The following is a 25,054-nucleotide window of genomic DNA, read 5'->3' as shown; positions in this document are numbered from 1 at the left end:
TTCCCTTTTTTATTTATGGAATCTTCAGACTTAATATATCTATCTAGTAAAAGCAACAATAATTTTACTAACCTAATACAGATAGATCATGAAAAGTTACAAGGCTATATTCATACTGTCATTCATATTTTTATTGGCATGTGGAAACAAGAAACAACAAACAGGAGATAATAATTCTTCAGATACTGAACTTGCAACAATAGTGGAGAACTCTATTATTGAAGAGTCTGAACCAGAACAGGCACCTCCTCCCCCACCTCTTACATCGACACCGAAATTAGTACCTCCTGTTATAGCAGAAGATGAAAAAGTTCAAATTTCTATTACTACTGTAGAAGGAACAGATGAGATGTATGCTGTAGATATTGCTGAATTGCAAGAACATAAAGCGATTGTAGAAGAAGCTCCACGTGAACTGGCTTATATACGCGTTCCTCAAGAAAGACCAAATAATGAAGAATACAGCCAGTTTGCGGAGAACAAATTCCGTTTAGCAACAGAAGAGCCTCTTTCTACGTTCTCGGTAGATGTAGATGCAGCATCGTACAGTAATCTTCGCCGTTATATTAACAGAGGAGAACTACCGAACAAGGATGCTATCCGTATAGAAGAATTGATTAATTATTTCAGCTACAATTATCCTGAACCTTCAGGGAGTGAACCGGTTAGAATAACAACCGAAGTGGGCAATTGTCCATGGAATGACCAACATAGATTAGTTAGAATAGGATTGAAAGCCAAGAGTATTGCTGATGATAAATTGCCTGCGTCAAACTTTGTATTCCTCATCGATGTTTCCGGTTCTATGTATGGAGCTACCCGTTTAGATTTGGTAAAATCGTCATTAAAACTTCTGGTAAATAATCTTAGAGAAAAAGACCGTGTAGCCATCGTTGTCTATTCCGGGGCTGCCGGAGAGGTCTTGCCTTCTACTTCAGGAGCCGATAAACAAAAGATAAAAGAATCGTTGGATAATCTGACTGCAGGAGGCTCTACTGCAGGAGGAGCAGGTATAAAACTAGCTTATCAGATAGCACGCAAAAACTTCATTAAAGATGGTAACAATAGAGTTATCCTTTGTACAGATGGAGATTTCAATGTAGGCGTATCAAGTAATTCAGGACTGGAAAGTTTGATAGAAGAGGAAAGAAAAAGTGGAGTATTCTTATCTATTCTCGGTTATGGTATGGGCAACTACAAAGACAGTAAAATGCAAACCCTTGCACAAGCAGGAAACGGAAACCATGCTTACATAGACAATCTGCAAGAAGCTAACAAGGTATTGGTTAACGAATTTGGATCAACAATGTATACTGTAGCCAAAGATGTAAAACTGCAAATCGAATTTAACCCGACAAAGGTACAAGCATACCGACTTGTGGGATACGAAACCCGGCTATTGAACAAAGAAGATTTCAACGACGACACCAAAGATGCAGGTGAAATGGGAGCCGGACATACAGTAACAGCTTTCTATGAAGTGATACCAATGGGAGTAAAAAGTAATTTCACAGGAAGTGTGGATCCTCTGAAATACCAAGATAATGATAAGAAACCAATTGTAGACCAAGTAAAAACGACAGGTCTTCCTGATTTATTAACAGTAAAACTAAGATACAAACAACCAAATAGTGATACAAGCAAAAAAATAGAAGTTCCATTGATTGACGATAAGACAAATAATGTTTCTAACGACTTCAGATTTGCTGCATCTGTAGCTATGTTTGGGCAAGTACTTAAAAATTCTCAATACAAAGGAGAAGGAACTTTTGACAAAGCAATCTCTCTTGCTAAATTGGGATTTGGAGAAGATCAACAAGGATATAGACGCGAGTTTGTTCGCCTAATGGAAGCTTCTAAAGGATTGGCAAATTAAGATTACCCCCTTGTAATTATATTGATGTGAAAAGAGGATACTTGGATTTTATACCAAGATATCCTCTTTTCTTATATCCTTAAAATAGTATCTTACCAAATATCAGCACGTTTTTCTTTTGGAATAAACAGAGAGTTACTTTCTGTTATATCAAATGCATCGTACCAAGCATCGATGTGCGGAAGCGTTCCGTTTACACGCCATTTACCCAATGAGTGTGGATCTGTTTTAGTGCGTCTCAAAATTTCTTCATCGCGAATGTGTCCTGCCCAAACTCCGGAATAAGAAAGGAAGAAACGTTGTTCGGGTGTAAATCCTTCTACTTTTGCTCCTTCTTTTGCTTGTGCTGTCTTCTCAAAAGCATTGAATGCAATTTGCAACCCACCAAAGTCTCCTATATTTTCACCTAAAGTAAATACTCCGTTTGCAAAAACATTCGGAAGCACTTCTATTTTGTTGAAATGATCAACAAGTACTTGTGCTCTGTCTGTAAACTTCTTAGAGTCATCTTCAGTCCACCAGTTAGCCATATTTCCGTCTTTATCATACTTACTACCCTGATCATCAAACCCATGAGACATCTCATGTCCTATTACGACACCAATAGCTCCATAATTAACTGCATCGTCAGCATCTAAGAAGAAGAATGGAGGTTGTAGAATACCTGCTGGGAAACAGATTTCATTCGTTGTAGGATTGTAATATGCATTTACCATTTGAGGAGGCATATGCCATTCCGATCTATCAACAGGTTTGTTGATTTTACCGATCATTTCATTGTACGAAAACTCGCTTGCACGAACAATATTCGCCCAATAGCTATCTTCTTTTTTAATCTCTAATGAGGAATAATCTTTCCATTTGTCAGGATAGCCAATTTTCACATTGAAAGAATTCAGTTTTTCTTGTGCTTTCACTTTTGTGTCATCGCTCATCCATGTTAGATTGTTGATACGCTCACCTAAGGTTACTTGTAAATTCTTCACCAATTCAACCATTCTTTCTTTAGCCTCAGCTGGGAAATATTTTTCTACATATATATGTCCAACAGCTTCACTCAAAGCATCGTCAACTGTAGAAACTGTACGTTTCCATCTTGGCTGAAGCACCTTACGTCCACTTAATTGCTTACCATAGAAATCAAAATTCGCATTTACGAAATTATCGCTCAAATAAGATGCAGCTGCATTGATTACACACCACGACAAATAAGCTTTAGACTCTTCAATTGGTAAAGCATGGATAAGTTCAGTCGCAACTTTTACAGGTTCTATCTGAGATACATTTACTTCTTTAATATCTTTTGCACCTACTGCTTCGAAGAAAAGATTCCATTCAAAATCACTTACTAATTTATTTAAATCTGCAACTTGAATCTTATTGTAGTTCAGTTCGGAGATTCTTGTTTTCTCTTTTGTGAAGTGAGCCTGAGCCAAAGATGTTTCAATTTTAAGAATTACATCTGCAGCTTTTGTAGCATCAGCTTCAGCATATCCGGCATTTGCAAATTGAGTTTTAATTAGATTCTTATAACCTTCTCTCAATGCTTGAGAAGTCTCATCTGTCTCTAAGTAGTACTCTCTTTCACCCAAACCTAATCCACTTTGATAAAGAACAGGAATATTCATTGTGCTGTTTTTCTCATCAGCACCAACATAGAATCCAAAAAATGGAGTATTTGCATATTTACGTATTTCCCCAGCCATCTGCACAACATCTGCAACTGTCGAAATATTATTTATAGCATCTAATTGACTTTTGATTGGAGCACAGCCTTCGTTATTCAGTCTAACGCTATCCATTCCCAAAGCATACAAGTCTCCTATTTTTTGACCATCAGAACCTTGCTCATGCTTTGTTTTACCCAACTCTTCGATGATTCCTTTTACCTGTTCTTGATTATTCTGCGCCAACTGATCGAAAGAACCATAACGGGCATATTCGTCTGTTATCGGGTTGGCTTTACTCCATCCTCCGGTAGCATACATATAAAAATCATTGCCGGGAACATAAGTCGTGTCTAGATTGGCAATATCAAAATTCCTTTTCATATCTCCCCCTTCCTTTGCTCCAGTCTTGTCCTTGCAACTAAATGAAGCAAAGGCAAGAACGGCTAACGGTAAATAATAAATTGTTTTCATCCTAATAACCTAACCTTTTAAATTTATATCTATTAATTTTCTTTTATTGATTGTTAGCTAACTCTTCAAGTTCCATTGTCAACTCTTCCCAACGATTCATGCTCTCTTCTATCTCTTTGATAATTTGAGCATGACGTTCGAAAAGTGACGTATCCATTCCTCCGTCAGGTGTAGCTAGCTTTTCTTCTATTTCTGTTTTTTCTGTTTCCTTATTCTCTATTTCTTTCTCAGTCTCCTCTATTTGTTTTTCCACTCGTTTTATTTGCTTATTCAGTTCTTTTCGTTCTTCATAAGAAAGTTTGTTCGCAACATCTTGGATTTCTTCTTTCTTAACTTCTTCTGATTTCGAGTTAGCTGTTGATGAACCTTTTTCTAATTCGGTAAGACTATCCATCTTTTTCTTTTCCAAGAAAGCATATATTCCGCCAAGATGCTCTTTTACTTGCTGGTTTCCAAACTCATAAACCTTATCAACCAATCCGTTCAAGAAATCGCGATCGTGAGAAACTACTATAACTGTTCCATCAAAGTCCTGAATTGCTTTTTTAAGTACATCTTTCGAACGCATATCCAAGTGATTGGTAGGCTCGTCGAGAATAAGTAGATTTACAGGTTCGAGTAATAAACGAATCATAGCTAAACGGCTTCTTTCTCCACCAGATAATACTTTCACTTTCTTATCCGAAGCTTCACCTCCAAACATAAATGCTCCGAGTATATCTCTTATCTTAGTGCGGATATCACCTACTGCTACATAGTCTATAGTCTCGAATACTGTTCGTTCGCCATCGAGTAACTGAGCTTGATTTTGAGCAAAATAGCCTATCTTTACATTATGGCCGAGTTCCAATTTTCCTTTGAAATCGATCTCGTCCATTATACATTTTACCAATGTAGATTTACCCTCGCCGTTTTTACCTACAAAGGCGACTTTATCTCCTCTGTGAATAGTTAGAGTAACGTCTTTAAAGATTAGATGATCTCCATAGCTTTTTTCTACATTCTCGGCAATTACAGGATACGAACCAGATCGAGGTGCAGGAGGGAACTTAAGACTTAGCATAGCACTGTCTTCTTCATCTACCTCTAATCGTTCGAGCCTGTCTAACTGCTTTATACGAGATTGTACTTGTACTGCTTTGGTTGCCTTATATCGGAAACGTTCTATAAATTCTTCAGTTTTTTGAATCTGTTTTTGCTGATTTTCGAAAGCTCGCATTTGCTGCTCACGATACTCTTTACGGAGTTCTACATACTTAGTGTAAGGTACTTTGTAGTCGTAAATCCGTCCCAAAGATATTTCGATAGTCCGTTGAGTAACAGCATCAAGGAATGCTCTATCGTGTGACACCAATACAACAGCATTGGCACGAGTAGAGAGAAAAGATTCGAACCACTGTATAGACTCTATATCCAAGTGGTTGGTAGGCTCATCGAGTAATAATACATCCGGACGTTGCAATAGGAGTTTTGCCAATTCGATACGCATACGCCATCCACCACTGAATTCGCTTGTAGGGCGAGTAAAGTCTGTACGCTTAAAACCTAGCCCCATCAATGTTTTTTCAATCTCTGCCTGAAAGTTATTACCTCCCGACATCAAGAACTCTTCGTTCAGATAAGTAGACCTTTCGATCAGATTACTATATGCTTCTGACTCATAATCTGTCCTTTCTGCTAGTTGTTTATTTACATATTCAAGCTCTGATTCAATCTTCTGGATGTGAGCGAAAGCAAGAGATGCTTCTTCAAAGACAGTATTGCCATCATTCAGCGTCATATGTTGGGGAAGATAACCTATAGTTATCTCTTTAGGGTAAGATACATTGCCACGCGTAGGAGGCTGTATACCTGCTAGAATCTTCAACATTGTCGATTTACCGGCACCATTTTTACCGACTAAAGCTATTCTTTCTTTTTTGTTTACAACAAAGGATATGTCATCAAAGAGGGTAAAACCTCCAAACTCTACCGTCAGTCCTTCTATTGATACCACTTTTTAGATCTATTTTAAATTCACACAAAAGTAGACATTTTTAGAGGAACAAAAGAGCTTTTATTTTATTATTTGTATCTTGTTCAACCTTATAACTAAATCTGATAATGGAATTAAAAGTAAAACTCAAATTTTATTTCACCTTTCTTAAAAGTACATTACTAATGAGTATTGGTATTGGATTAGCTCTATCTTTTATATCTACTACTTCACACGAATCTCTATCAACAGTACCTTTTCTCAGACTATTAATTTCCTTCTTAAGAAGCTGGTGTTTGTTTGGATTACCTTTTACTCTTTTATACAAAGAATTAGCTCGAAAAAACGAATATTATTTTTATCAAAACGCAGGCATTTCTAAAGTTAACCTCATCGCTTTCACTTTTATGCTGTATATATTATTCTCTGTTTTAATTTACATTCTTAGCTACATTGCATGGAACATCATATTTTAGAAGCCGATAATATAACCAAAGCTTTTGGAGATAGAGATATACTTTCTAGCATCTACCTAAAAGTACAAACAGGAGATATTTCTGCTCTCTTTGGTCGGAATGGAGCTGGAAAAAGTACTTTATTGAAAATATTATTCGGCTCTCTTAATGCTGACAACAAGTTTATACGAATAGACGACCAATATTCAAAAACACCCTACAAAGAGTCTGCAAAGATCTCTTACTTGCCCGAAAGTCCTTTTACACCTAATAATCTGAAGGTAAGACAAATATTTGACATGTACGAGATATCAAAAATGAGAGTAGGTCAACAGATTACTCAATTTTGGGACTGTCAGATAGCCGATTTATCCTCAGGAGAGCGAAGGTATATAGAAAACAATCTGATCTTGCTCAAAGATGCTCATTTTGTATTATTAGACGAACCTTTCAAGTTTTTGTCTCCTTTAATGATTCAAGAAGTAAGGAAGCTAATTATTTCCGAATCAGACAGAAAAGGCATTATCATAACAGATCATAATTATCGAAATGTATTGGACACTGTTAACAGGATTTTCTTAATACGGGACGGGGAATTATACAATATTGAGAACGAGAAAGGTTTAGCCGCAAAAGGCTATATATACTAATTACTAACTTTAATTAAATCACTTACAACAATATATCTAATTATATTGTCATTATTTTACCTTATAAACCAAATCAATACGAATATGAAAAAAATATTTTACTTATCTTTATTAGTCTTTTGCTTTACAGCGTGTAACAAACCTGTTGATTTAAAAGTTTTAAGTTTTAATATACGACTTGATGCTGCTGTTGACAGTTTAAATAATTGGCAATACAGAAAAGATGTTGCTGCTAAGATTGTCGTAAATGAAAATGCTGACATATTTGGGACTCAAGAAGTTCTTATGAATCAGCTAAAGGACTTGAAAGAAAGATTACCTGAATACAGTGCCATAGGTGTTGGACGAACGGATGGTAAAGAAAAAGGTGAATACTGTGCTGTCTTCTACAAGAAGAATCGTTTTAAAGAAGTAGAGTCCGGTAATTTTTGGTTAAGCGAGACTCCTGATGTACCAGGAGTTAAAGGATGGGATGCAGCTTGCGAACGCGTAGCTACTTGGGCTATATTAGAAGACATCGATAGTAAAAAACAGCTCTTCTTTATCAATACTCATCTTGACCATATGGGGCAAGTAGCACGTCAAGAAGGCGTTACCTTATTACTAGAAAAGGCAGCTACATACAGTAAAGGATTACCTGTTATAATGACCGGAGATTTTAATGCAGAGCCTGAATCAGATGTGATTAAACATGTTTTGGACACTTCAAATCCAAATTATTTAGTTCATACTAAAGATATAGCAGAGACAAAATCAGGGGAAAAAGGCACATTCCACAATTATGGAAGAATACCTGTAGAAAAAAGAGTTTTTATTGATTACATTTTCGTAAGTCCATCAATAAAAGTAAAAAGCCATTCTGTAGTTCCGGAAAAACTAGATGACGTCTATATTTCCGATCACGCTATCGTTAGTGCTGAAATTAGCTTTTAGTGCCTCTATTTAGACATGAAATAAAAGAAGGCTCTGACGATAGAGCCTTCTTTGTTTATTATAATTCCCATTGCATAAGTTCAACAATAGCGAGCTGATAATCCCGTTCTGTTTCCAAGTATCTATATATTGTTTCGTAGTAAATACCTAATTCCAATAAATAGTCTATAAGCGATACTTGCTTTTGGTCTAATGCTTTCTTTAAAATATCCCGATTATTGGTCAGTCTCAATGCCTCTTCATATTCTTTCAATAAGACAGTCAGTTTAGATGCCTTTTCAAATTGTAGTTTCAATGTATTCTGAAATTGTAATTTCGTATCTTCGTGCTGCATCTTCAGAGCCGCTGTCTGTGCCTTTTGATGCTTCACTGTATTTTTCCCTTCCCACAGTGGTATAGAAACACCGACTGTTACTCCCTGAAAAGTTACCCCGCCGACACTTTCGTTTCTATATCCTGCTGAAATTTTAGGGAGGTTAAGAGCCTTTGTCAATTGTTCTTGCTTACGGCTTAACTCTATTTGTTTCTCTGCTATCTGCAAGGACGGATTATTAGACTGCACCCGAATAAACCACTCATTAAAAGCAGAAGGAAGTACGTATTCCGGATAAGTTTCAAATTCGACTAAGAAAGATTTACCTCCATTCAATCGAATTAATTCTGCTTTCTTTAGATCAATTTCGACTTCATTCATTTGCAAAGCTTTCTCATTGTTCAATAGGTCTAACTTGGTCTTATTCCGTTCCAGAACGCTTATATTCCCCTGGCTAAAACTTTTTTCATATGCATCAGACAGTTCACGCGCATGTTGGACTCTTTCTACAAGTTGCTTATTCAGCTTTGTTAAGAAAACAAGTTCAATATAATAAGAGCTAGCTTCCTGCAAAATATTTCGACGTTCTTGGTCATAGAGCAGATCCTCCTGTTTATTCTTTCCTCTTGCTAACTGAGATTTATAACGATAGGCAGTCGGGAAGTCAAAAGTTTGCTTCACGGTCAACTCCTTTTGTTTTCCTTCTGTTGTTGGGCTTCCCCATAAATAGCCGAATTCGACTTCAGGGTTTTCCATATTTATCCCAGTCTTATTTGCTATTTTATTCGCTCCGGTCTGCTCTTTATAAGCCTGCAATGTGGTATTATTTTCCTCAATGCTCTTTAGTACAATATCATAAGAGGATTGAGCCTTCAAACTCACATTCAGAAGCAAAAAAGGGAGCGTAATATATATAATTCTTTTCATATTTCTTCTTCTTAAAAAACTATTAAACAGTTTCTTCTACAACCTTATTTCGTTTTTTCAACATTCGGTAAATAATCGGGATTACATACATATTCAATAATGTTGATGTTAATAATCCACCCAATATCACTTTTGCCATCGGACTTTGAATTTCATTACCCGGTAGTCCTCCTTGTACAGCCAAAGGAATCAGTGCCAAGCCTGATGACAAAGCTGTCATTAATATTGGATTTAGACGATCTAATGAGCCTTTCACAATACTATTCTCCAGTGAATAGCCATGATCTCCAAGATCATTGTAATGAGCCATCAACAGAATACCATTTCTTGTAGCAATACCAAACAAAGAGATGAAACCAATAATAGCCGGAATACTTATTTCTCCGGATGTCAATAATATTGCATATACTCCTCCTATCAGAGCCAAAGGGAGATTCAATAAGATGATAGCAGATTGAACAGCACTTCGAAATTGATTAAATAGCAGCAAGAATATAATTAAGATGGCAAAAACAGAAGCTATAAGAAGCGTACGAGATGCAGCCTGCTCACTCTCGAACTGACCTCCATATTCTATATGATATCCTTCGGGCAATTGTATTGTTTCGTCAATTTGCTCTCTAATGTCATTCACCACACTCCGCAAATCACGACCTGCCACATTAGCCGATACCACAATCTTACGCTGAGCATTTTCTCGGTTGATTGTATTTGGTCCTGTTGCAGAAACTACATCAGCCACATATTCGAACGGGATCTTTTTATCTCCCGCATCAATCATCAGATTTCTTATTTTATCTGCCTGATCTTTATTCGAATCTGCAACTTTCAGTGTCAGATCAAAGTTTTTGTTGCTCTCATATACCTGAGATACCACTTCTCCGGATAGCATTGTACTTACAAATTCCGAAAATTCGGGTAATGAGATTCCATAACGAGCCAACATTTCCCGTTTAGGGACAATTTTTAGTTGCGGACGTTCTACCTGTTGTTCAACATTCAAGTCTGCAACACCCTCTATGGTTTCTATCGATGATTTAATATCATTTCCCAGCGAGTACATTTTATTCAGATCTGCACCGAAAAGCTTGATAGCAATATTTGCTTTTGTACCGGATAACATATGATCTATTCGGTGAGATATAGGTTGTCCTATTTCTACACTAATACCAGGTATTGCATTTAGCTTCTCTCTCAATTCGGCAATCATTTCTTCTTGCGGACGATCCATTAAAGCAAAAGGAGCTTCTATCTCAGAAGTATTCACTCCAAAGGAATGTTCATCCAGTTCGGCACGCCCCGTTTTTCTTCCTACTGTTTGAATTTCAGGAATACTCAACATAGCCTCTTCGGCTAAATGCCCGATTTTATCAGACTCTTCCAACGATATACCCGGCAAAGTATTTATGGTTATTGTAAAAGAGCCTTCATTGAAAGGAGGAAGAAAATTTCGTCCAAAAGTAAAGAAAATCACTATTGCTGACACCAGTAGAGCGGCCGTCACTCCTAATACAATCTTCTGCTTATCAAGTGCCCAATGCAAGCTCTTTTCATAAATTGTTTTCAGTTTTACGACTACAAACGATTCTTTATCCTCTTTTCCATCCTTTCCCTTACCCAACAGATAACTACATAATACAGGCGTTACCGTTAATGCAACTACTGTAGATGCGAACAAGGCTACAATAAAGGAAATACCCAGAGGAACAAGCATACGTCCTTCCATTCCGCTCAAGAAGAAAAGAGGAATAAAACTCGTCACAATAATAAGTGTAGAGTTAAGAATAGGCATACGCACTTCCTTTGATGCTTCGAATACAACTACTAAAAGACTTTGTTGCTCCTCTTTTGGTTTCAATCGATTCTCTCGAAGCCGTTTGAAGACATTTTCCACATCAATAATAGCATCATCTACTAACGACCCGATTGCAATAGCCATTCCTCCAAGACTCATTGTATTTATAGTCAAACCCATAGCTTTCAATGCCAAAATTGAAGTTAAAAGAGACAGAGGCAATGCCAAAAGCGAAATAAAAGTAGTTCGTCCATTCATCAAGAATAAGAAAAGTATGATCACTACAAAGATTGACCCTTCGTACAATGATTTCTGAACATTGTTTATTGAGTTATGAATAAATCTTTCTTGTCGGAAAATATCTGTAGATACCTTTACATCGGCAGGCAAAGTCTTTTGCAAATCGGCAATTGACTCATCTAGTTTCTCGGTCAGATCTATTGTATTTGTGTTAGGTTGTTTTGTTACTGTTACCAAGACTGCAGGCTTAACCTTTTCCGAAGCTACTCCTAGTTTCGGAGTTTTAGCACCTATTTTAACTTCAGCAACATCGCTAATCAGAATAGGACTCTCTCCTACTTTCTTTATCACAGCCTTACCTATCTCATCTACATTTGTACTCTGCAAAACACCTCTTACGATATATTCACTTCCATGTTCGTACAGAATACCTCCGGAAGAATTTTCATTCATGTTACGGGTAACCGATAACACTTCATCCAGAGTAACTCCATAGTGCTTCATCCTACCCGGATCTAATAAGATTTGATATTCTTTAATATCGCCTCCGATAACCGTAACCTGAGCAACCCCTCCTGTAGAAAGCAAGCGTGGGCGAATTGTCCAGTCTGCTAATGTCCGAAGATCTAGTAGAGATGTTGAATCGGCAGTAAGACCGATAATCATAACTTCTCCTAAAATAGATGACTGAGGTCCAAGCGTTGGCTGTCCTACATTTTCGGGGAGTTGATCACCCAAAGAAGCTAATTTTTCAGTTACTATTTGTCGAGCCTTGTAGATGTCAGTACCCCAATCAAATTCAACCCATACGACCGAAAAACCTGTAGTAGATGATGATCTCACACGACGCACATCAGTAGCACCATTAACAGCGGTTTCGATCGGAAAAGAGACCAATCGTTCCACCTCTTCCGGAGCCATACCATTTGCTTCGGTCATAATAACAACAGTAGGAGCATTCAGGTCGGGAAAAACATCTATTTCCATATTTTTGGCAGTATATAGACCACCAATCAACAATAACACAGCCCCGATTAGTACAACCAGACGGTTATTGAGCGAATATTGTATAATCTTATTCAGCATATTCTATTCCTCCTCCCATTTAGTGTTCGTGAGCATGTGGAATTGCCGAAGATGCCGAAGCTAATTTTACATGATATGCACCTTTAGTCACTACAACATCGCCGCTTTTAAGTCCGGATAAGATTTCGACTCTTTCTCCGTCATTCGTACCTATAGTCACTTCTTGCTTTTTATAAGCATCCGGATGCACTTGCAGATAGACAAAGTATATCCCTTGTTCTTCTGTCAATGACGAGACTGATATAGTTATTACATTATCGCGAGATTTACCCAATAAGAAAACCTCTACATACGAACCTGCTATTACCTGACCTATATTATTAAATTCGAAATTAACAGGCACGTAGTATTCTTCGCTACTTACATTTCGACCATAAGAAGTAAGACGTCCCCCCATTTCGGACAATTGATAAATAGTATTGTCGTAAGGTGATTTAAAATTAGCAGAAGTTATATTTCCAAGGTCTTTATAATACCTCTCAGAGATATCTGCTCTCAGATGCAGTTTTCTATTTTGAGTTATAGTCATCAGGACTTGACCTACTTCAACAAATTCCCCCTCATTTACAAGTTTCGCTTTTACAAAGCCGCTTATTGGAGTGGTCACGCCAATTCCTTTAGCTGTTGTTTGTTTTCCGATAGCCTCATAAACTATTCGTGCATTTTCATATGCCAGTTTCAATTCATTGTATTCTTTTTCTGATATAATCTGATCTTTTATCAAAGCTTCTGCTCTATTAAAGTCTCGTTCAGCTATTTCAAAAGCCGCTTTTGCTTTCAGAACAGGATCTCCATCAACTAGTTTTTTAGAAGAGATACTAAAAAGAGTCTCTCCTCCCTTAACTGCTAATCCTTCGTTTAAAGAAGCTTTATTAAAAGAGACTATACCGCTAGAAGTTGCTGAAATAGTAACCTCATCACCTTGAGCTGATAAGATTTGTCCACTTGTTTTAATTACCTGATGAAAAACAGATGGTTTCACCGTTTCTATCTCCAGTCCGATTAATTCAGCTTGTTCTGGAGAAAAAATAATTTCATCTGTATGAGCTTCTCCTCCTTCACTTCCATGGCTATGATCGTGATCGTGGTCATGATCATATTCTTCCCCTTCTGCATAATTATGTGAATGCTCTTCATGACTATGTGAATGTTCTGTTTTATGAGAGGGGTTACATCCCCAAGTTATCGCTAACAGACAAGCGAAATATATTAAGTATTTTTTCATTTATTCTTATTTTTCAGATTTAGAAATTAGTTATTTATGAGAATTATTTATCCTCATAAACACAATTAACTATCATCCTAAAAGGCTATTTGATAGTTAACCTAAAAAATAAGATACAGGAGGGGCTCGTAGCCCAATTGTTGAACCTACATATGGAGATATATAGGAAATAAGGTAAGGTTTATAAGCAAGTCGTTCCTCATATTCCGGTGCAACCAGAAACAACTCATTTAATGAATAAATATCGTATAGTAGAGAAAGACATGCTTCACATGGAATAATTTCTTCATGGTTCGTATCCTGACGAATAATAACATCTCTCAGGTCACAATCTTCTGAGTTATGATGATGGTGGCTGGATTGGGCTGTCTCATGCCCATCACAGCAATCAGATATATCTTTAAGCTTTGCACATGAGTGTTGATCTTTTATATCTTCTAAAGAAAAACAAACAACACCATCGTGATGAGTATGAGGTAAAACAGCATGAGCCAATAATACCATATTAGCTAATAGCAATATAATTAATGTTATATGTCGTTTTACACCCATTGTTACAAAGATAATTTTTTTATTACGAATATAAAATCTATTGTAATAATTTATCTTCAGCTAGTTTTATATACTTCTTATCTTAAAGCTTGCAAGAGGTCTTTTTTAAGATCTTCTACTGCCTCCAAACCTACAGATAAACGAAGAAGATTGCTCTCGATCCCCATTACATCTTTCATTTCTTGAGAAAAAGTTCCATAAATGGTAGAATCGGGATGTATAATTAATGATTTACTATCAAACAGGTTAGTTGCCCTTCTGATTATTTGCAGCTTATCCATAAACCTAAAACAAGCCTCTTTATCTTCGAGAGAAAAAGTAAGCATAGCACCTGGGTTCCCTGTAAATAATTTATCTGAGATCTTCTTATAGGAAGAACTTTCCAGTTTAGGGTATCCAACTTTTACAACTTCTTTCTGGTCCGATAAGAATAAAGCAAGCTCATAGGCAGAAGATGACATTCTATCATATCTAAGTTCTAAAGACTCCATTCCTAATGTTTGCATATATGCTGCATCTGGATCTATAGCCGCACCTATGTTTCTTGCTACTTCACGCTTTAATTTAAACGTGAATTGAGACATTGCTTTAGTTGTAACTATATTCTTCAATCGTTTATTATGCTTCCAATCAAAAGTACCATAGTCTAGAATAGCTCCTCCTATAGTAGTAGCACCTCCGGATATATATTTTGTTGTTGATACAATCTCAATATCCACACCTGCCTTACGCGCATCAAAGCCACACCAAGGGACAATTGTAGTATCTACAATCATTGGTACATTTCTTGCTTTCAACAGTTTTGATATTTCAGGTAAATCGGCTATTTCCAAATGCGGATTTGTTATCAACTCACAAAAGAAAGCACATGTATTTTCATCAATAGCTGCTGCTATTTCTTCAATATTATCCGTATCGACAAAACGTACCTCAACTCCAAAATCAGCCAAAGTGAACTTGAATAGAGAAAAAGTATTTCCAAATAAATGCGGAGATGTTACAATATTACTCCCAGCATATGCAATGGTTAAAAATGTATTCGATATAGCAGCCATTCCTGAAGCCACCATATGCACATTGTCTGCACCGGATGCAATCTTTACTTTCTTTTCTAAATTCTCAACCGTAGGATTAGTTATTCTTGTATAAGTATGCGAAGCGACATCCTCCTTATTTTGAAATGCAGCAGCAATTTGTTCCGATGTAGAGAACTCAAAAGCTGCATTACGATAAATAGGCATAGCTATAGCTCCATGTGCATCCTGTTTTGTAAATTTCTCGCTTATTATGCGAGTGGAAAATTCTTTATTAAATTCTTTACGAGACATCTTCTCTATTTTTAGTGCGACTCAAAATTAGCAAGAATCTTTTATTTACTGATCCAATAAAAAAAGAATAACACCTGATATCCTTAATTTAACAAATGAATAAAATATGTAGAACGGGCAAACTCTACAACTGCCATTTTGGCAATTATATCACTTTGGCAAATATTTTGAACGAATGTTAACAACTAACTGTTTAATTAATAAGAATAACACAAAACATACATACATATGAATTTCAATAATTTTACCATCAAATCTCAAGAAGCTATACAAAAGGCTGTTGAGATTACAAAAGGAAAAGGACAGCAGTCTATTGAGCCTGCACATATCCTTTTAGCTGTGATTATGACCGGTGAGAATGTTGTTAATTTCCTTTTTCAGAAATTAGGAGCAAACCCATCTCATGTAACAACAGTCATAAATAATGAAATAGAATCCTACCCTAAAGTTTCGGGAGGTGAACCTTATCTTAGCAGAGAGAGTAATACTGATCTGCAAAAGGCTACTGACTATGCTAAAGAAATGGGCGATCAGTTTGTCTCCATCGAACATCTTTTACTTGGTATCTTGTCAGGAAAAAGTTCTGCTGCACGAATACTGAAAGACGCTGGTATATCTGAAAAAGAATTACAAGCTGCAATCAAAGAATTGCGTAAGGGGAACAATGTGACCAGCCAATCGGCAGAAGATACTTATCAGTCTTTAGAGAAGTATGCAATCAATTTGACTCAACGTGCGCGTGAAGGCAAGCTAGACCCTGTTATTGGGCGTGACGAAGAAATACGTCGTGTATTACAGATATTGAGCCGTAGAACGAAGAATAACCCTATCCTTATAGGTGAACCGGGTACAGGTAAAACTGCCATAGCAGAAGGCTTAGCACATCGTATCGTACGTGGTGACGTTCCGGAAAACCTAAAGAATAAACAAATTTACTCTTTAGATATGGGTGCTCTGATAGCCGGGGCGAAGTATAAAGGTGAATTTGAAGAACGATTAAAAGCGGTTGTCAATGAGGTAACGAAATCCGAAGGTGACATCATTTTGTTCATCGACGAAATACACACTCTGGTAGGTGCAGGCAAGAGTGAAGGAGCAATGGATGCTGCCAATATATTAAAACCTGCCCTTGCTAGGGGAGAACTACGCTCTATCGGAGCAACTACACTTGACGAATATCAGAAATATTTCGAAAAAGATAAAGCCCTTGAGCGTCGTTTCCAAGTAGTGATGGTGGATGAGCCTAGCGAAATGGATGCGATCTCAATACTTCGTGGTCTGAAAGAAAAGTACGAAAACCATCATAAGGTTCGAATCAAAGACGAAGCTATTATTGCTGCTGTTCAGCTTTCGAGCCGTTACATTACTGATCGTTTCTTACCCGATAAAGCTATCGACCTGATGGACGAAGCTGCTGCTAAATTACGCATGGAAGTAGATTCTGTTCCTGAAGAACTGGATGAAAAAAGCCGCCGTATCAAACAGCTTGAAATTGAGCGTGAAGCTATCAGAAGAGAAAATGATAAGCCAAAAGAAGAAGAACTGTCTAAACAGATCAGCGCTCTGAAAGAAGAAGAAACGGAACTGAAAGCTAAATGGCAATCGGAGAAAGAAGTCATCAACAAAATTCAGCAAAATAAAATAGAAATCGAAAATGTAAAATTCGAAGCTGACAAGGCTGAACGAGAAGGTGATTATGGAAAGGTTGCAGAGTTGCGTTATGGTAAACTCAAAGAGCTGGAAGATGACATCAATAAGCTTCAGACACAGTTGCACGAAATGCAAGGTAGTCAGGCCATGATAAAAGAAGAAGTTGATTCATTCGATATTGCCGATGTAGTTTCTCGTTGGACTGGTATCCCTGTAAACAAGATGCTTCAAAGCGAAAAAGACAAACTCCTGAATTTGGAAACTGAACTGCACAAACGTGTTGTTGGACAGGATGAAGCTATTTCGGCCGTTGCTAATGCTATCCGTCGTAGCCGTGCCGGATTGCAAGATCCTAAGCGTCCTATTGGTTCATTTATATTCTTGGGAACAACCGGCGTTGGTAAGACTGAGTTGGCAAAAGCTCTTGCAGAATTCTTATTCGACGACGAAAATATGATGACCCGTATCGATATGAGTGAATATCAAGAGAAATTCAGTGCAACCCGACTAATAGGTGCACCTCCGGGATATGTAGGATACGATGAAGGAGGTCAGTTGACAGAGGCCATACGTCGAAAACCATACTCAGTTGTCTTATTTGACGAAATTGAAAAAGCTCACCCGGATGTGTTCAATATCTTATTGCAGGTTCTGGATGATGGTCGATTGACTGATAATAAAGGTCGTGTTGTAAACTTCAAAAATACGATTATCATTATGACTTCAAACATGGGTTCTAGTCTAATTCGTCAAAACTTTATGGGAATAACTCCTTTGAACAGAGATGAAGTGATAGAGAAAACTAAGAATGAAGTTCTGGATATGTTGAAATCTACTATCCGTCCCGAATTTTTGAACCGTATAGATGAGATTGTAATGTTTGAGCCTCTCGACATGAAGCAGATCGAACAGGTTGTACGTATTCAACTTAATGGTGTTGTAAAAATGTTAGAGAACAATGGTATTAAACTTGAATTTACAGATGATGCTATTGGTTGGATTGCTCAAATAGGATTTGATCCCGAGTTTGGAGCTCGTCCAGTAAAAAGAGCTATTCAACGAATGGTTTTGGACCCGCTATCGAAACAGATATTGGCAGGCTCTGTCAATAGAGAGAATCCTATTATAGTAGATATGAAAGATGGCGAACTGGACTTCAAAAATTAATACAATTCATTATAATAAAAAAGAGTCTCGATGTATTCGAGACTCTTTTTTTATTGGATACAAGTAGAGAATCAATCCTCTTCTTTTTGAGTTGCTTCGTATTCCTTCAACAATTTATCTTGAACATCGGAAGGGACAAGTTCGTAACTGGCAAACTTCATAGAGAATGAAGCACGACCTCCAGTCAGTGAGCTTAGTGAAATAGAATAATTAGACATTTCCTTCAACGGAACTTTAGCCTTCAATATTTCAATTCCTTTATCACTTTCCATTCCCATAATCATGGCACGGCGCCCTTGTAAGTCACCCATTACATCTCCCATTTTGTCGGAAGGGACAGCAACTGTTACATCATAAATTGGTTCTAGAATTTTTGGACCCGCATTTTTAAATGCTTCACTAAAAGCATTACGTCCTGCTAACATAAAGGAGATTTCATTTGAATCGACCGGGTGCATCTTTCCATCGTACACTATCACACGAACATCACGTGCATACGATCCTGTAAGAGGACCTTGCTCTAGACGAGACATAATACCTTTTACAATAGCTGGCAAGAAACGTGTATCAATAGATCCACCTACAATACTGCTAACAAACACCAGCTTGCCTCCCCACTCTAAATTGTACTCTTGCGTATCGCGAGCCTGTATTTTATACTCTTGTCCATTAAATTTATAAGAGCTAGGCATTGGCATACCCTCTGTATATGGCTCTACAATCATGTGAACTTCACCAAACTGTCCGGCTCCACCCGACTGCTTTTTGTGACGATAGTCTGCACGAGCTGCTTTAGTTATCGTCTCACGATAAGGTATTTTTGGCTCAGAGTATACAATTGATATTTTATCATTATTCTCTATTCTCCATTTAAGAGTCTTCAAGTGAAATTCTCCCTGACCAGAAACAATCATTTGTTTAAGCTCTTTAGAGTTTTCAATTACCCATGTAGGATCTTCCTCATGCATACGTTGAAGAGCTTCACTCATTTTTTCTGTATCTTTTTCGCTTTCTGCCTTTATAGCGCGACGGTATTTAGGATCCGGATATTTAATGAAGTCGAATTTATTTTCTGCACCTTTAGCATTAAGGGTATTTCCGGTACGTACATCTTTCAGTTTCACGGCTGCACCAATATCACCCGCTACAAGCTCTTCTATCTTTGTACGTTGCTGTCCTGCTGGAGTAAACAATTGTCCCATACGCTCTTTACTGCCTCTGTCAGCATTTACAAGATCGTCTCCTTCATGCACCTTACCACTCATCACTTTAAAGTAGGAAACTTCTCCCACATGTGGTTCTACAGTTGTCTTAAAGAAGAATAAACTAGTTGGGCCATTCGAATCAGGCTTAATCTCTTCCCCTTCTGTATTTATAGGAGCAGGTAAGTCACGTACGTAAGGAACAACATTTCCGAGGAACTCCATTGTACGACGCACACACATATCTTTCTCTGCAGACACGCAGAATATTGGATATAAGTCACGATGAACAAGTCCCCAACGAATTCCCATACGCATTTCATCTTCGGTAAGTGTACCTTGATCGAAGAACTTTTCCATCAATGATTCTTCGTTTTCGGCTGCCGCTTCTACTAGTTTTTGTTGCAATTCTGTAGCTTTTTCTAATTCTTCGGCAGGTATATCGAGTACCTCAGGAACTCCACCTTCGGGTTTCCATCGGAACATTTTAAATTTCAAAACATCAATTACCGCATTGAAACCCTCTCCTACTGTAACCGGATACTGGATCAACACAGCTTTTTCGCCATAATCGGCTTTTAGTTGAGAAACTACATTATCAAAATCAGCTTTCGGATGATCGAGCTGATTTACGATAAAAATAACTGGTTTTTGTAGTCTCTGTGTATATCTCAATTGATTGATAGTACCTACTTCGATACCATATTGAGCATTCAGCACCATCAGTGCTGTATCTGTTACATTTAATGAAGTAACCACATTTCCAATAAAATCATCTGACCCCGGACAATCTATAAAATTCAGTTTTCGATTCATCCATTCCACAGAGAAAATGCTGGAAAAAACGGAATAACCGTATTCTTTTTCCACCGGAAAATAGTCCGAGACTGTATTTCCGTCTTTAACACTTCCTCTGCGTTTTATGACACCCGCTTCATAGAGCATGGCCTCAGCGAGAGTGGTTTTGCCAGCTCCCGAACTACCAAGAATAGCAATATTCTTGATTTCTTGTGTTTGGTAAGTTTTCATGGCCTAAATGTTTTTAATAGGTTAATAATTTAAAGCTTTCATGATAAAACGCCCCAAATTTTGAGGCGATTTTCCCAAATTTAATGAAATGTTTTCTGGATATAGCAAGAAACAATGCTTTTTATTTCGATATATGTTTTATAATATATTCTTTTATCTCGGTTTTTGATTCGAAGAATAAAAGTATATCTCCATTTATGCGTATTTATAGCTAAAACAATAGTTTAAGGTATAACATGATTTCATTAAGAACAGAAAAAGATATAAATTAAAACTATTTACATATTGCTGAGAGTAAACTAAATATTTTTCATATTTTTTTATATCTTGGACTGAAAATCGTTCATTGCTAACTTTATATATTAATATATATGGAAAAGATTACAACTACAGAAATCATAGAATGGGCTAAAGAGTTTCTAAATAAAGCTGAGAACGAACTAACGTCAGCTGAAATTAAAGAGCAAAAAAAGTTTGCCTCATTAGTACAAACCCCTGCAAATAAGACTCTGTTATCCAAAATGCTAGATGAATCATCACAAATAAGAGATGATAAAAAGTTAGCAAAGCGAATGAAATTACTCATCGAAGAATATGGTGTACCAGACTTCTTTAACTCTTTCGACCAGATACAGTTGCAACTTTTCACCAATATAGGATATCTATTTGAGGGTATATCCATTCCTCTCTTCAAACAAAGATTGAGAAAAGAAACAGACAAGATAATCATAGCCGAAGAACGCCCGGCACTGACAAAACATCTTGCAAGTCGTTGGAAGTCTAAAATTGGACAAAATGTCAATCTACTGGGAGAAGTGGTTTTAGGTGATAATGAGGCTGAGAATCGTTATTTACATTATCTCGAAGCTCTCAAAGAACCTGATATTAATTACATTTCTATAAAGTTATCCGGTATATATGCTCAGATACATCCTCTAAGCTACGAAGAAAATAAGAAAGAACTATGTGAACTTGTTGCATCAATATATCGTCAAGCGATTAAATATCCATATACAGATCATCAGGGGAATAGCAAACCTAAGTTCGTAAATTTGGATATGGAAGAGTACAAAGATATACATCTGACACTTGATGTGTTTAAAACAGTACTTAGCATGCCTGAATTCAAAAACTATACTGCAGGTATTGTAATACAAGCATATCTCCCTGATGCTGGTCTTCTACATAAAGAACTCCTTGATTTTGCTAAACAACGTTATACTGATGGCGGTGCTCATTTAAAAATGCGTCTGGTAAAAGGAGCCAACTTGCAGATGGAAAGCATAATATCTTCTTTACGAGGTTGGGATAATCCTGTTTTACCATCCAAGGTAAAAGTAGATGCAAACTATCTACACATATTGGACACTGCCCTACTGCCCGAAAATGCCGAAGCACTGCATGTGGGAGTTGCTTCTCACAACTTCTTCACTATTGCATATGCATATCTGTTGAGTGAAAAGCTTGGTTCAAGCAACTATGTAACTTTTGAGATGCTCGAAGGAATGGCTAATCACCTACCTCGTGTTATGAGAAAGCTAGAGAAACAAATTATTCTCTATACTCCTGTTGTAAAGAAAGAACATTTCTTAAATGCTGTTTCTTACCTTGTTCGCCGTTTGGACGAGAATACGGGAAAAGATAACTTCTTAAGCTATTCATTTAACTTGAAACTGGAAAGTCCTCAGTGGAGTTTCCTCGAAAGTCAATTTATAGAAGCTTATAACTTAAAGGACTCTATGATAGCTGCCCCTAACAGGAAACAAGACAGGAACAATCCTCCGATACCAGTTAAAGATATTTCTAATTTCAAGAATGAACCTGACACCGATCTTGATCTACCTCAAAACAGAACATGGGCACTTAATATTCTTCGCAAATGGGGAACGACTGTCAATGAAAAGAACTTTATTGTTCCTGTGCAAATTGGAGAGCAAGAATTAATCACAGAGCATAAAAAAAGATATTATGATCGCAGTCGCAATGACGAAGTCTGTTTCTGTGAAGCAAATCTTTCTACACTCAAACAAGTTGAAGAAATTATTGCGATTGCCGAAGCTGATAAATCAGAATGGGGTAAAACATCGATAGACCAACGAAATGAAATCTTACATAAAGTTGCTGATAATATTAGTGCAAAACGTGGCGACCTAATAGGATGTATGGCAGCCATTACCAGTAAAACTTTTATGGAAGGAGATGTAGAGGTATCTGAAGCTATTGATTTCTGTCGCTTCTATCCTATCTCAATGAAACAGTTCGATCAGCTAGAAACAATTTCCATTGCTCCCAAAGGTGTAATTCTTGTTATTCCACCATGGAACTTCCCGTTGGCTATCCCTGTAGGAGGAGTTGTCTCTGCTTTAGCCGGAGGCAATACAGTTATTCTAAAACCGGCAACTGTAGCACTTCCTATTGCGTGGGAGTTTGCTAAATGCTTTTGGGATGCTGGAGTACCTAAAGAGGCATTACAAGTAGTTTGCCCATCCGACAGATCTTCTCTCAACAGCCTGACAGCTCACCCTGCAATCAAACACATTATCTTGACGGGAGGAACTGACACTGCATTCAGACTATTGGAGAATAGTCCAAGAACCCCTCTATCTGCAGAGACCGGGGGTAAAAATGCGATTATATTAACGGGCTATGGAGATCAGGATCATGCCATCCTCAACATTGTAGCCTCTGCCTTTGGCAATGCCGGACAAAAATGTTCTGCATGTTCGTTATTGTTGCTGGATAAGAAAATATACAACGACGAGACATTCAAACTGAAACTAAAAGATGCTGTAACAAGCATGCGTACCGGTAGTGTTTGGGATACGATGAATATGGTGGGTCCTATGATAACGAATGAAAATGACAAGTTACTTCATGCTATCAACAACTTGGAAGAAGGGGAATCATGGCTTGTTGCGCCGGAATTTGTTGATGAGAAAAAGTACATCTTAAAGCCTACCGTAAAATGGGGTGTTAAACCTGAAAGCTTTATTTTCAAGAATGAATTATTCGCTCCTCTATTATCAGTTGTATGCATTGACGATTTAGAACAAGGTATCAAATATGCTAATTCATCAGAATATGGACTTACAGCAGGACTACAAAGCTTGAATGAAGAGGAAATACAAATATGGAAAAATAAGATCGAAGCTGGTAATTTATATATAAACAGAGGAATAACTGGTGCAATAGTTAACAGACAACCGTTTGGAGGAATGAAACGATCTGCCTTTGGTGGCGGAATAAAAGCCGGTGGCCCGAACTATGTGACTTGCTTCGTTGAAATAACTGAAAAAGGATCAATTCCAGCTTCATCATCAAAATCTCCTCTAACCGATTTCATTTCCGATGAAAAGGAGAAAGCTCGTCTAGATTACGCTTTTGAAAATTATAAGACAGCCTGGGGTGTTGAGTTTTCAGAAGAGAGAGATGTCAATCGTCTTTACGGAGAAGAAAACTTATTCCGCTATTTACCTCTAAAAAATATCGTTTTACGGGTTGAAAATGATGAGTTATCCGACGTCCTTCTTGTTATATTAGCCGCTCATATAGCCAAAACACCTATTACTGTAAGTATATCTGGCGATGACAAGAAACTCCCATTTATAGAGCAGGCTACAGCGACAATATTAGGTGCTAACATAGTTGTTCAAGATGAAGAAACATTCATTAAGGACATGGATAAATACGAAAGGATACGAACATGCTCTACAGATATCTCTGATTCGATATATAATCATGCGGCAAAACTAGGCAAGCATATTGCTTCAGAAAAGCCTCTTGTCGAAGGTCGAATAGAATTACTGCATTATCTGAAAGAGCAAAGTATTGCACATGAGTACCATCGCTATGGTAGTATCTTCGGCGAAGAGAGATAAAAGATAAAATAAATAATTATTTCTAAAGAGTTATAAGCTGGTTATCCATCACTTATAACTCTTTTTTCAAAAAAGTACATTTTTAATGTTACATTTTAGTTCTTATCTCGTTATCATTATAAATGGAGTTAGAAAAGTTTAAAATAGTAGTCATTCCTCTTCGTGAAAAACTGCAAAGTTTTGCCCGAAATATATTAAAGGATGAAACTGAAGCTGAAGATGCTGTCCAAGAGACTTATCTTAAGCTTTGGAGAATCAAGGATCAGCTTGATAATCATCCGAATGTAGGAGGTTATGCTATGCAAACTTTAAAAAACATATGTATTGATAAGTTAAGGGTAGAGAAACACAATATCCCTCTGGATAATATAAGTATTGCAGAAGGTACGCTAACTCCATACATGTATACCGAACAACAAGATAATGCTTCTATTATCAGAAATATTATCGAATCTCTACCCAATACACAAAAACGGATTATAAAAATGCGTGATATAGAAGGATTTGAACTCGCTGAAATAGCTCATATCATGGGGAGTGAAGAAAGTGCTGTAAGGGTAAACTTATCACGCGCAAGGAAAATGGTTAGAGACTCTTTCTTAAAGGTCAGCAATAGTTACAATAACAAATAG

The 25,054-nt window shown here is 37.2% G+C and carries 15 protein-coding genes; 7 read left to right on the top strand and 8 right to left on the bottom strand.

What is annotated here, in order from left to right:
• The first annotated feature begins 88 nt into the window (after positions 1-88).
• Complete coding sequence (locus DHU68_RS12315) at positions 89-1,876, top strand: VWA domain-containing protein (RefSeq protein ID WP_108823303.1); 1,788 nt, start codon at positions 89-91, stop codon at positions 1,874-1,876.
• A 92-nt stretch (positions 1,877-1,968) separates the two neighbouring features.
• Here DHU68_RS12315 and DHU68_RS12310 read toward each other — a convergent pair whose 3' ends face one another.
• Together DHU68_RS12310 and DHU68_RS12305 are read right to left on the bottom strand one after the other, a co-directional pair.
• Complete coding sequence (locus tag DHU68_RS12310) at positions 1,969-4,017, bottom strand: M13 family metallopeptidase (protein ID WP_108823302.1); 2,049 nt, start codon at positions 4,015-4,017, stop codon at positions 1,969-1,971.
• Between the two features lie 43 nt (positions 4,018-4,060).
• A complete protein-coding gene (locus tag DHU68_RS12305) occupies positions 4,061-6,013 on the bottom strand; it encodes an ABC-F family ATP-binding cassette domain-containing protein (RefSeq protein ID WP_108823301.1) in 1,953 nt (650 codons plus the stop codon).
• Between the two features lie 164 nt (positions 6,014-6,177).
• On the opposite strand from DHU68_RS12305, the gene DHU68_RS12300 reads away from it, so the two are divergent.
• The 3 genes from DHU68_RS12300 (at position 6,178) to DHU68_RS12290 (ending at position 8,030) form a co-directional block, all read left to right on the top strand.
• Positions 6,178-6,468 carry a hypothetical protein gene (locus DHU68_RS12300; RefSeq protein WP_160111129.1) on the top strand — a complete coding sequence of 97 codons (291 nt, stop codon included), beginning with the start codon at positions 6,178-6,180 and terminating at the stop codon, positions 6,466-6,468.
• Positions 6,450-7,097: an ATP-binding cassette domain-containing protein gene (locus DHU68_RS12295; RefSeq protein ID WP_108823299.1), complete on the top strand. Its 648-nt coding sequence runs from the start codon at positions 6,450-6,452 to the stop codon at positions 7,095-7,097. Before DHU68_RS12300 ends, DHU68_RS12295 begins: the two co-directional genes overlap by 19 nt.
• Positions 7,098-7,181: 84 nt before the next feature.
• Positions 7,182-8,030 carry an endonuclease/exonuclease/phosphatase family protein gene (locus tag DHU68_RS12290; RefSeq protein ID WP_108823298.1) on the top strand — a complete coding sequence of 283 codons (849 nt, stop codon included), beginning with the start codon at positions 7,182-7,184 and terminating at the stop codon, positions 8,028-8,030.
• A 58-nt stretch (positions 8,031-8,088) separates the two neighbouring features.
• Here DHU68_RS12290 and DHU68_RS12285 read toward each other — a convergent pair whose 3' ends face one another.
• The 5 genes from DHU68_RS12285 to DHU68_RS12265 form a co-directional block, all read right to left on the bottom strand.
• Entirely contained in the window at positions 8,089-9,270 is a 1,182-nt protein-coding gene (locus DHU68_RS12285) for a TolC family protein (RefSeq protein ID WP_108823297.1), read from the bottom strand.
• 22 nt (positions 9,271-9,292) lie between these two features.
• Positions 9,293-12,391 (bottom strand): efflux RND transporter permease subunit, encoded by a 3,099-nt coding sequence (locus tag DHU68_RS12280; RefSeq protein ID WP_108823296.1) that lies wholly within the window; start codon positions 12,389-12,391, stop codon positions 9,293-9,295.
• 19 nt (positions 12,392-12,410) lie between these two features.
• Positions 12,411-13,616, bottom strand: coding sequence for an efflux RND transporter periplasmic adaptor subunit (locus DHU68_RS12275; protein WP_108823295.1), 1,206 nt, complete (start codon positions 13,614-13,616; stop codon positions 12,411-12,413).
• A 96-nt stretch (positions 13,617-13,712) separates the two neighbouring features.
• Complete coding sequence (locus DHU68_RS12270) at positions 13,713-14,168, bottom strand: DUF6769 family protein (protein ID WP_108823294.1); 456 nt, start codon at positions 14,166-14,168, stop codon at positions 13,713-13,715.
• Positions 14,169-14,245: 77 nt separating this feature from the next.
• Entirely contained in the window at positions 14,246-15,496 is a 1,251-nt protein-coding gene (locus DHU68_RS12265; protein ID WP_108823293.1) for a PLP-dependent transferase, read from the bottom strand.
• 228 nt (positions 15,497-15,724) lie between these two features.
• On the opposite strand from DHU68_RS12265, the gene clpB reads away from it, so the two are divergent.
• The gene (gene clpB / locus DHU68_RS12260) at positions 15,725-18,313 is read left to right on the top strand and encodes an ATP-dependent chaperone ClpB (RefSeq protein WP_108823292.1); all 2,589 of its coding nucleotides are present in this window, start codon (positions 15,725-15,727) and stop codon (positions 18,311-18,313) included.
• A gap of 71 nt (positions 18,314-18,384) precedes the next feature.
• On the opposite strand, the gene DHU68_RS12255 is transcribed toward clpB, so the two are convergent.
• Positions 18,385-20,544 carry a translation factor GTPase family protein gene (locus DHU68_RS12255; protein ID WP_108823291.1) on the bottom strand — a complete coding sequence of 720 codons (2,160 nt, stop codon included), beginning with the start codon at positions 20,542-20,544 and terminating at the stop codon, positions 18,385-18,387.
• 371 nt (positions 20,545-20,915) lie between these two features.
• Between DHU68_RS12255 and DHU68_RS12250 the strand changes: the two genes are divergently transcribed.
• Together DHU68_RS12250 and DHU68_RS12245 are read left to right on the top strand one after the other, a co-directional pair.
• A complete protein-coding gene (locus DHU68_RS12250) occupies positions 20,916-24,422 on the top strand; it encodes a bifunctional proline dehydrogenase/L-glutamate gamma-semialdehyde dehydrogenase (RefSeq protein WP_108823290.1) in 3,507 nt (1,168 codons plus the stop codon).
• Between the two features lie 122 nt (positions 24,423-24,544).
• Positions 24,545-25,054 (top strand): RNA polymerase sigma factor, encoded by a 510-nt coding sequence (locus DHU68_RS12245; protein WP_108823289.1) that lies wholly within the window; start codon positions 24,545-24,547, stop codon positions 25,052-25,054.

The organism is Dysgonomonas sp. Marseille-P4361, assembly GCF_900343125.1.
GTDB lineage: Bacteria > Bacteroidota > Bacteroidia > Bacteroidales > Dysgonomonadaceae > Dysgonomonas.
Note: the sequence above shows the minus strand (reverse complement) of the source record. Positions and strands in the feature narration are given on the sequence as shown.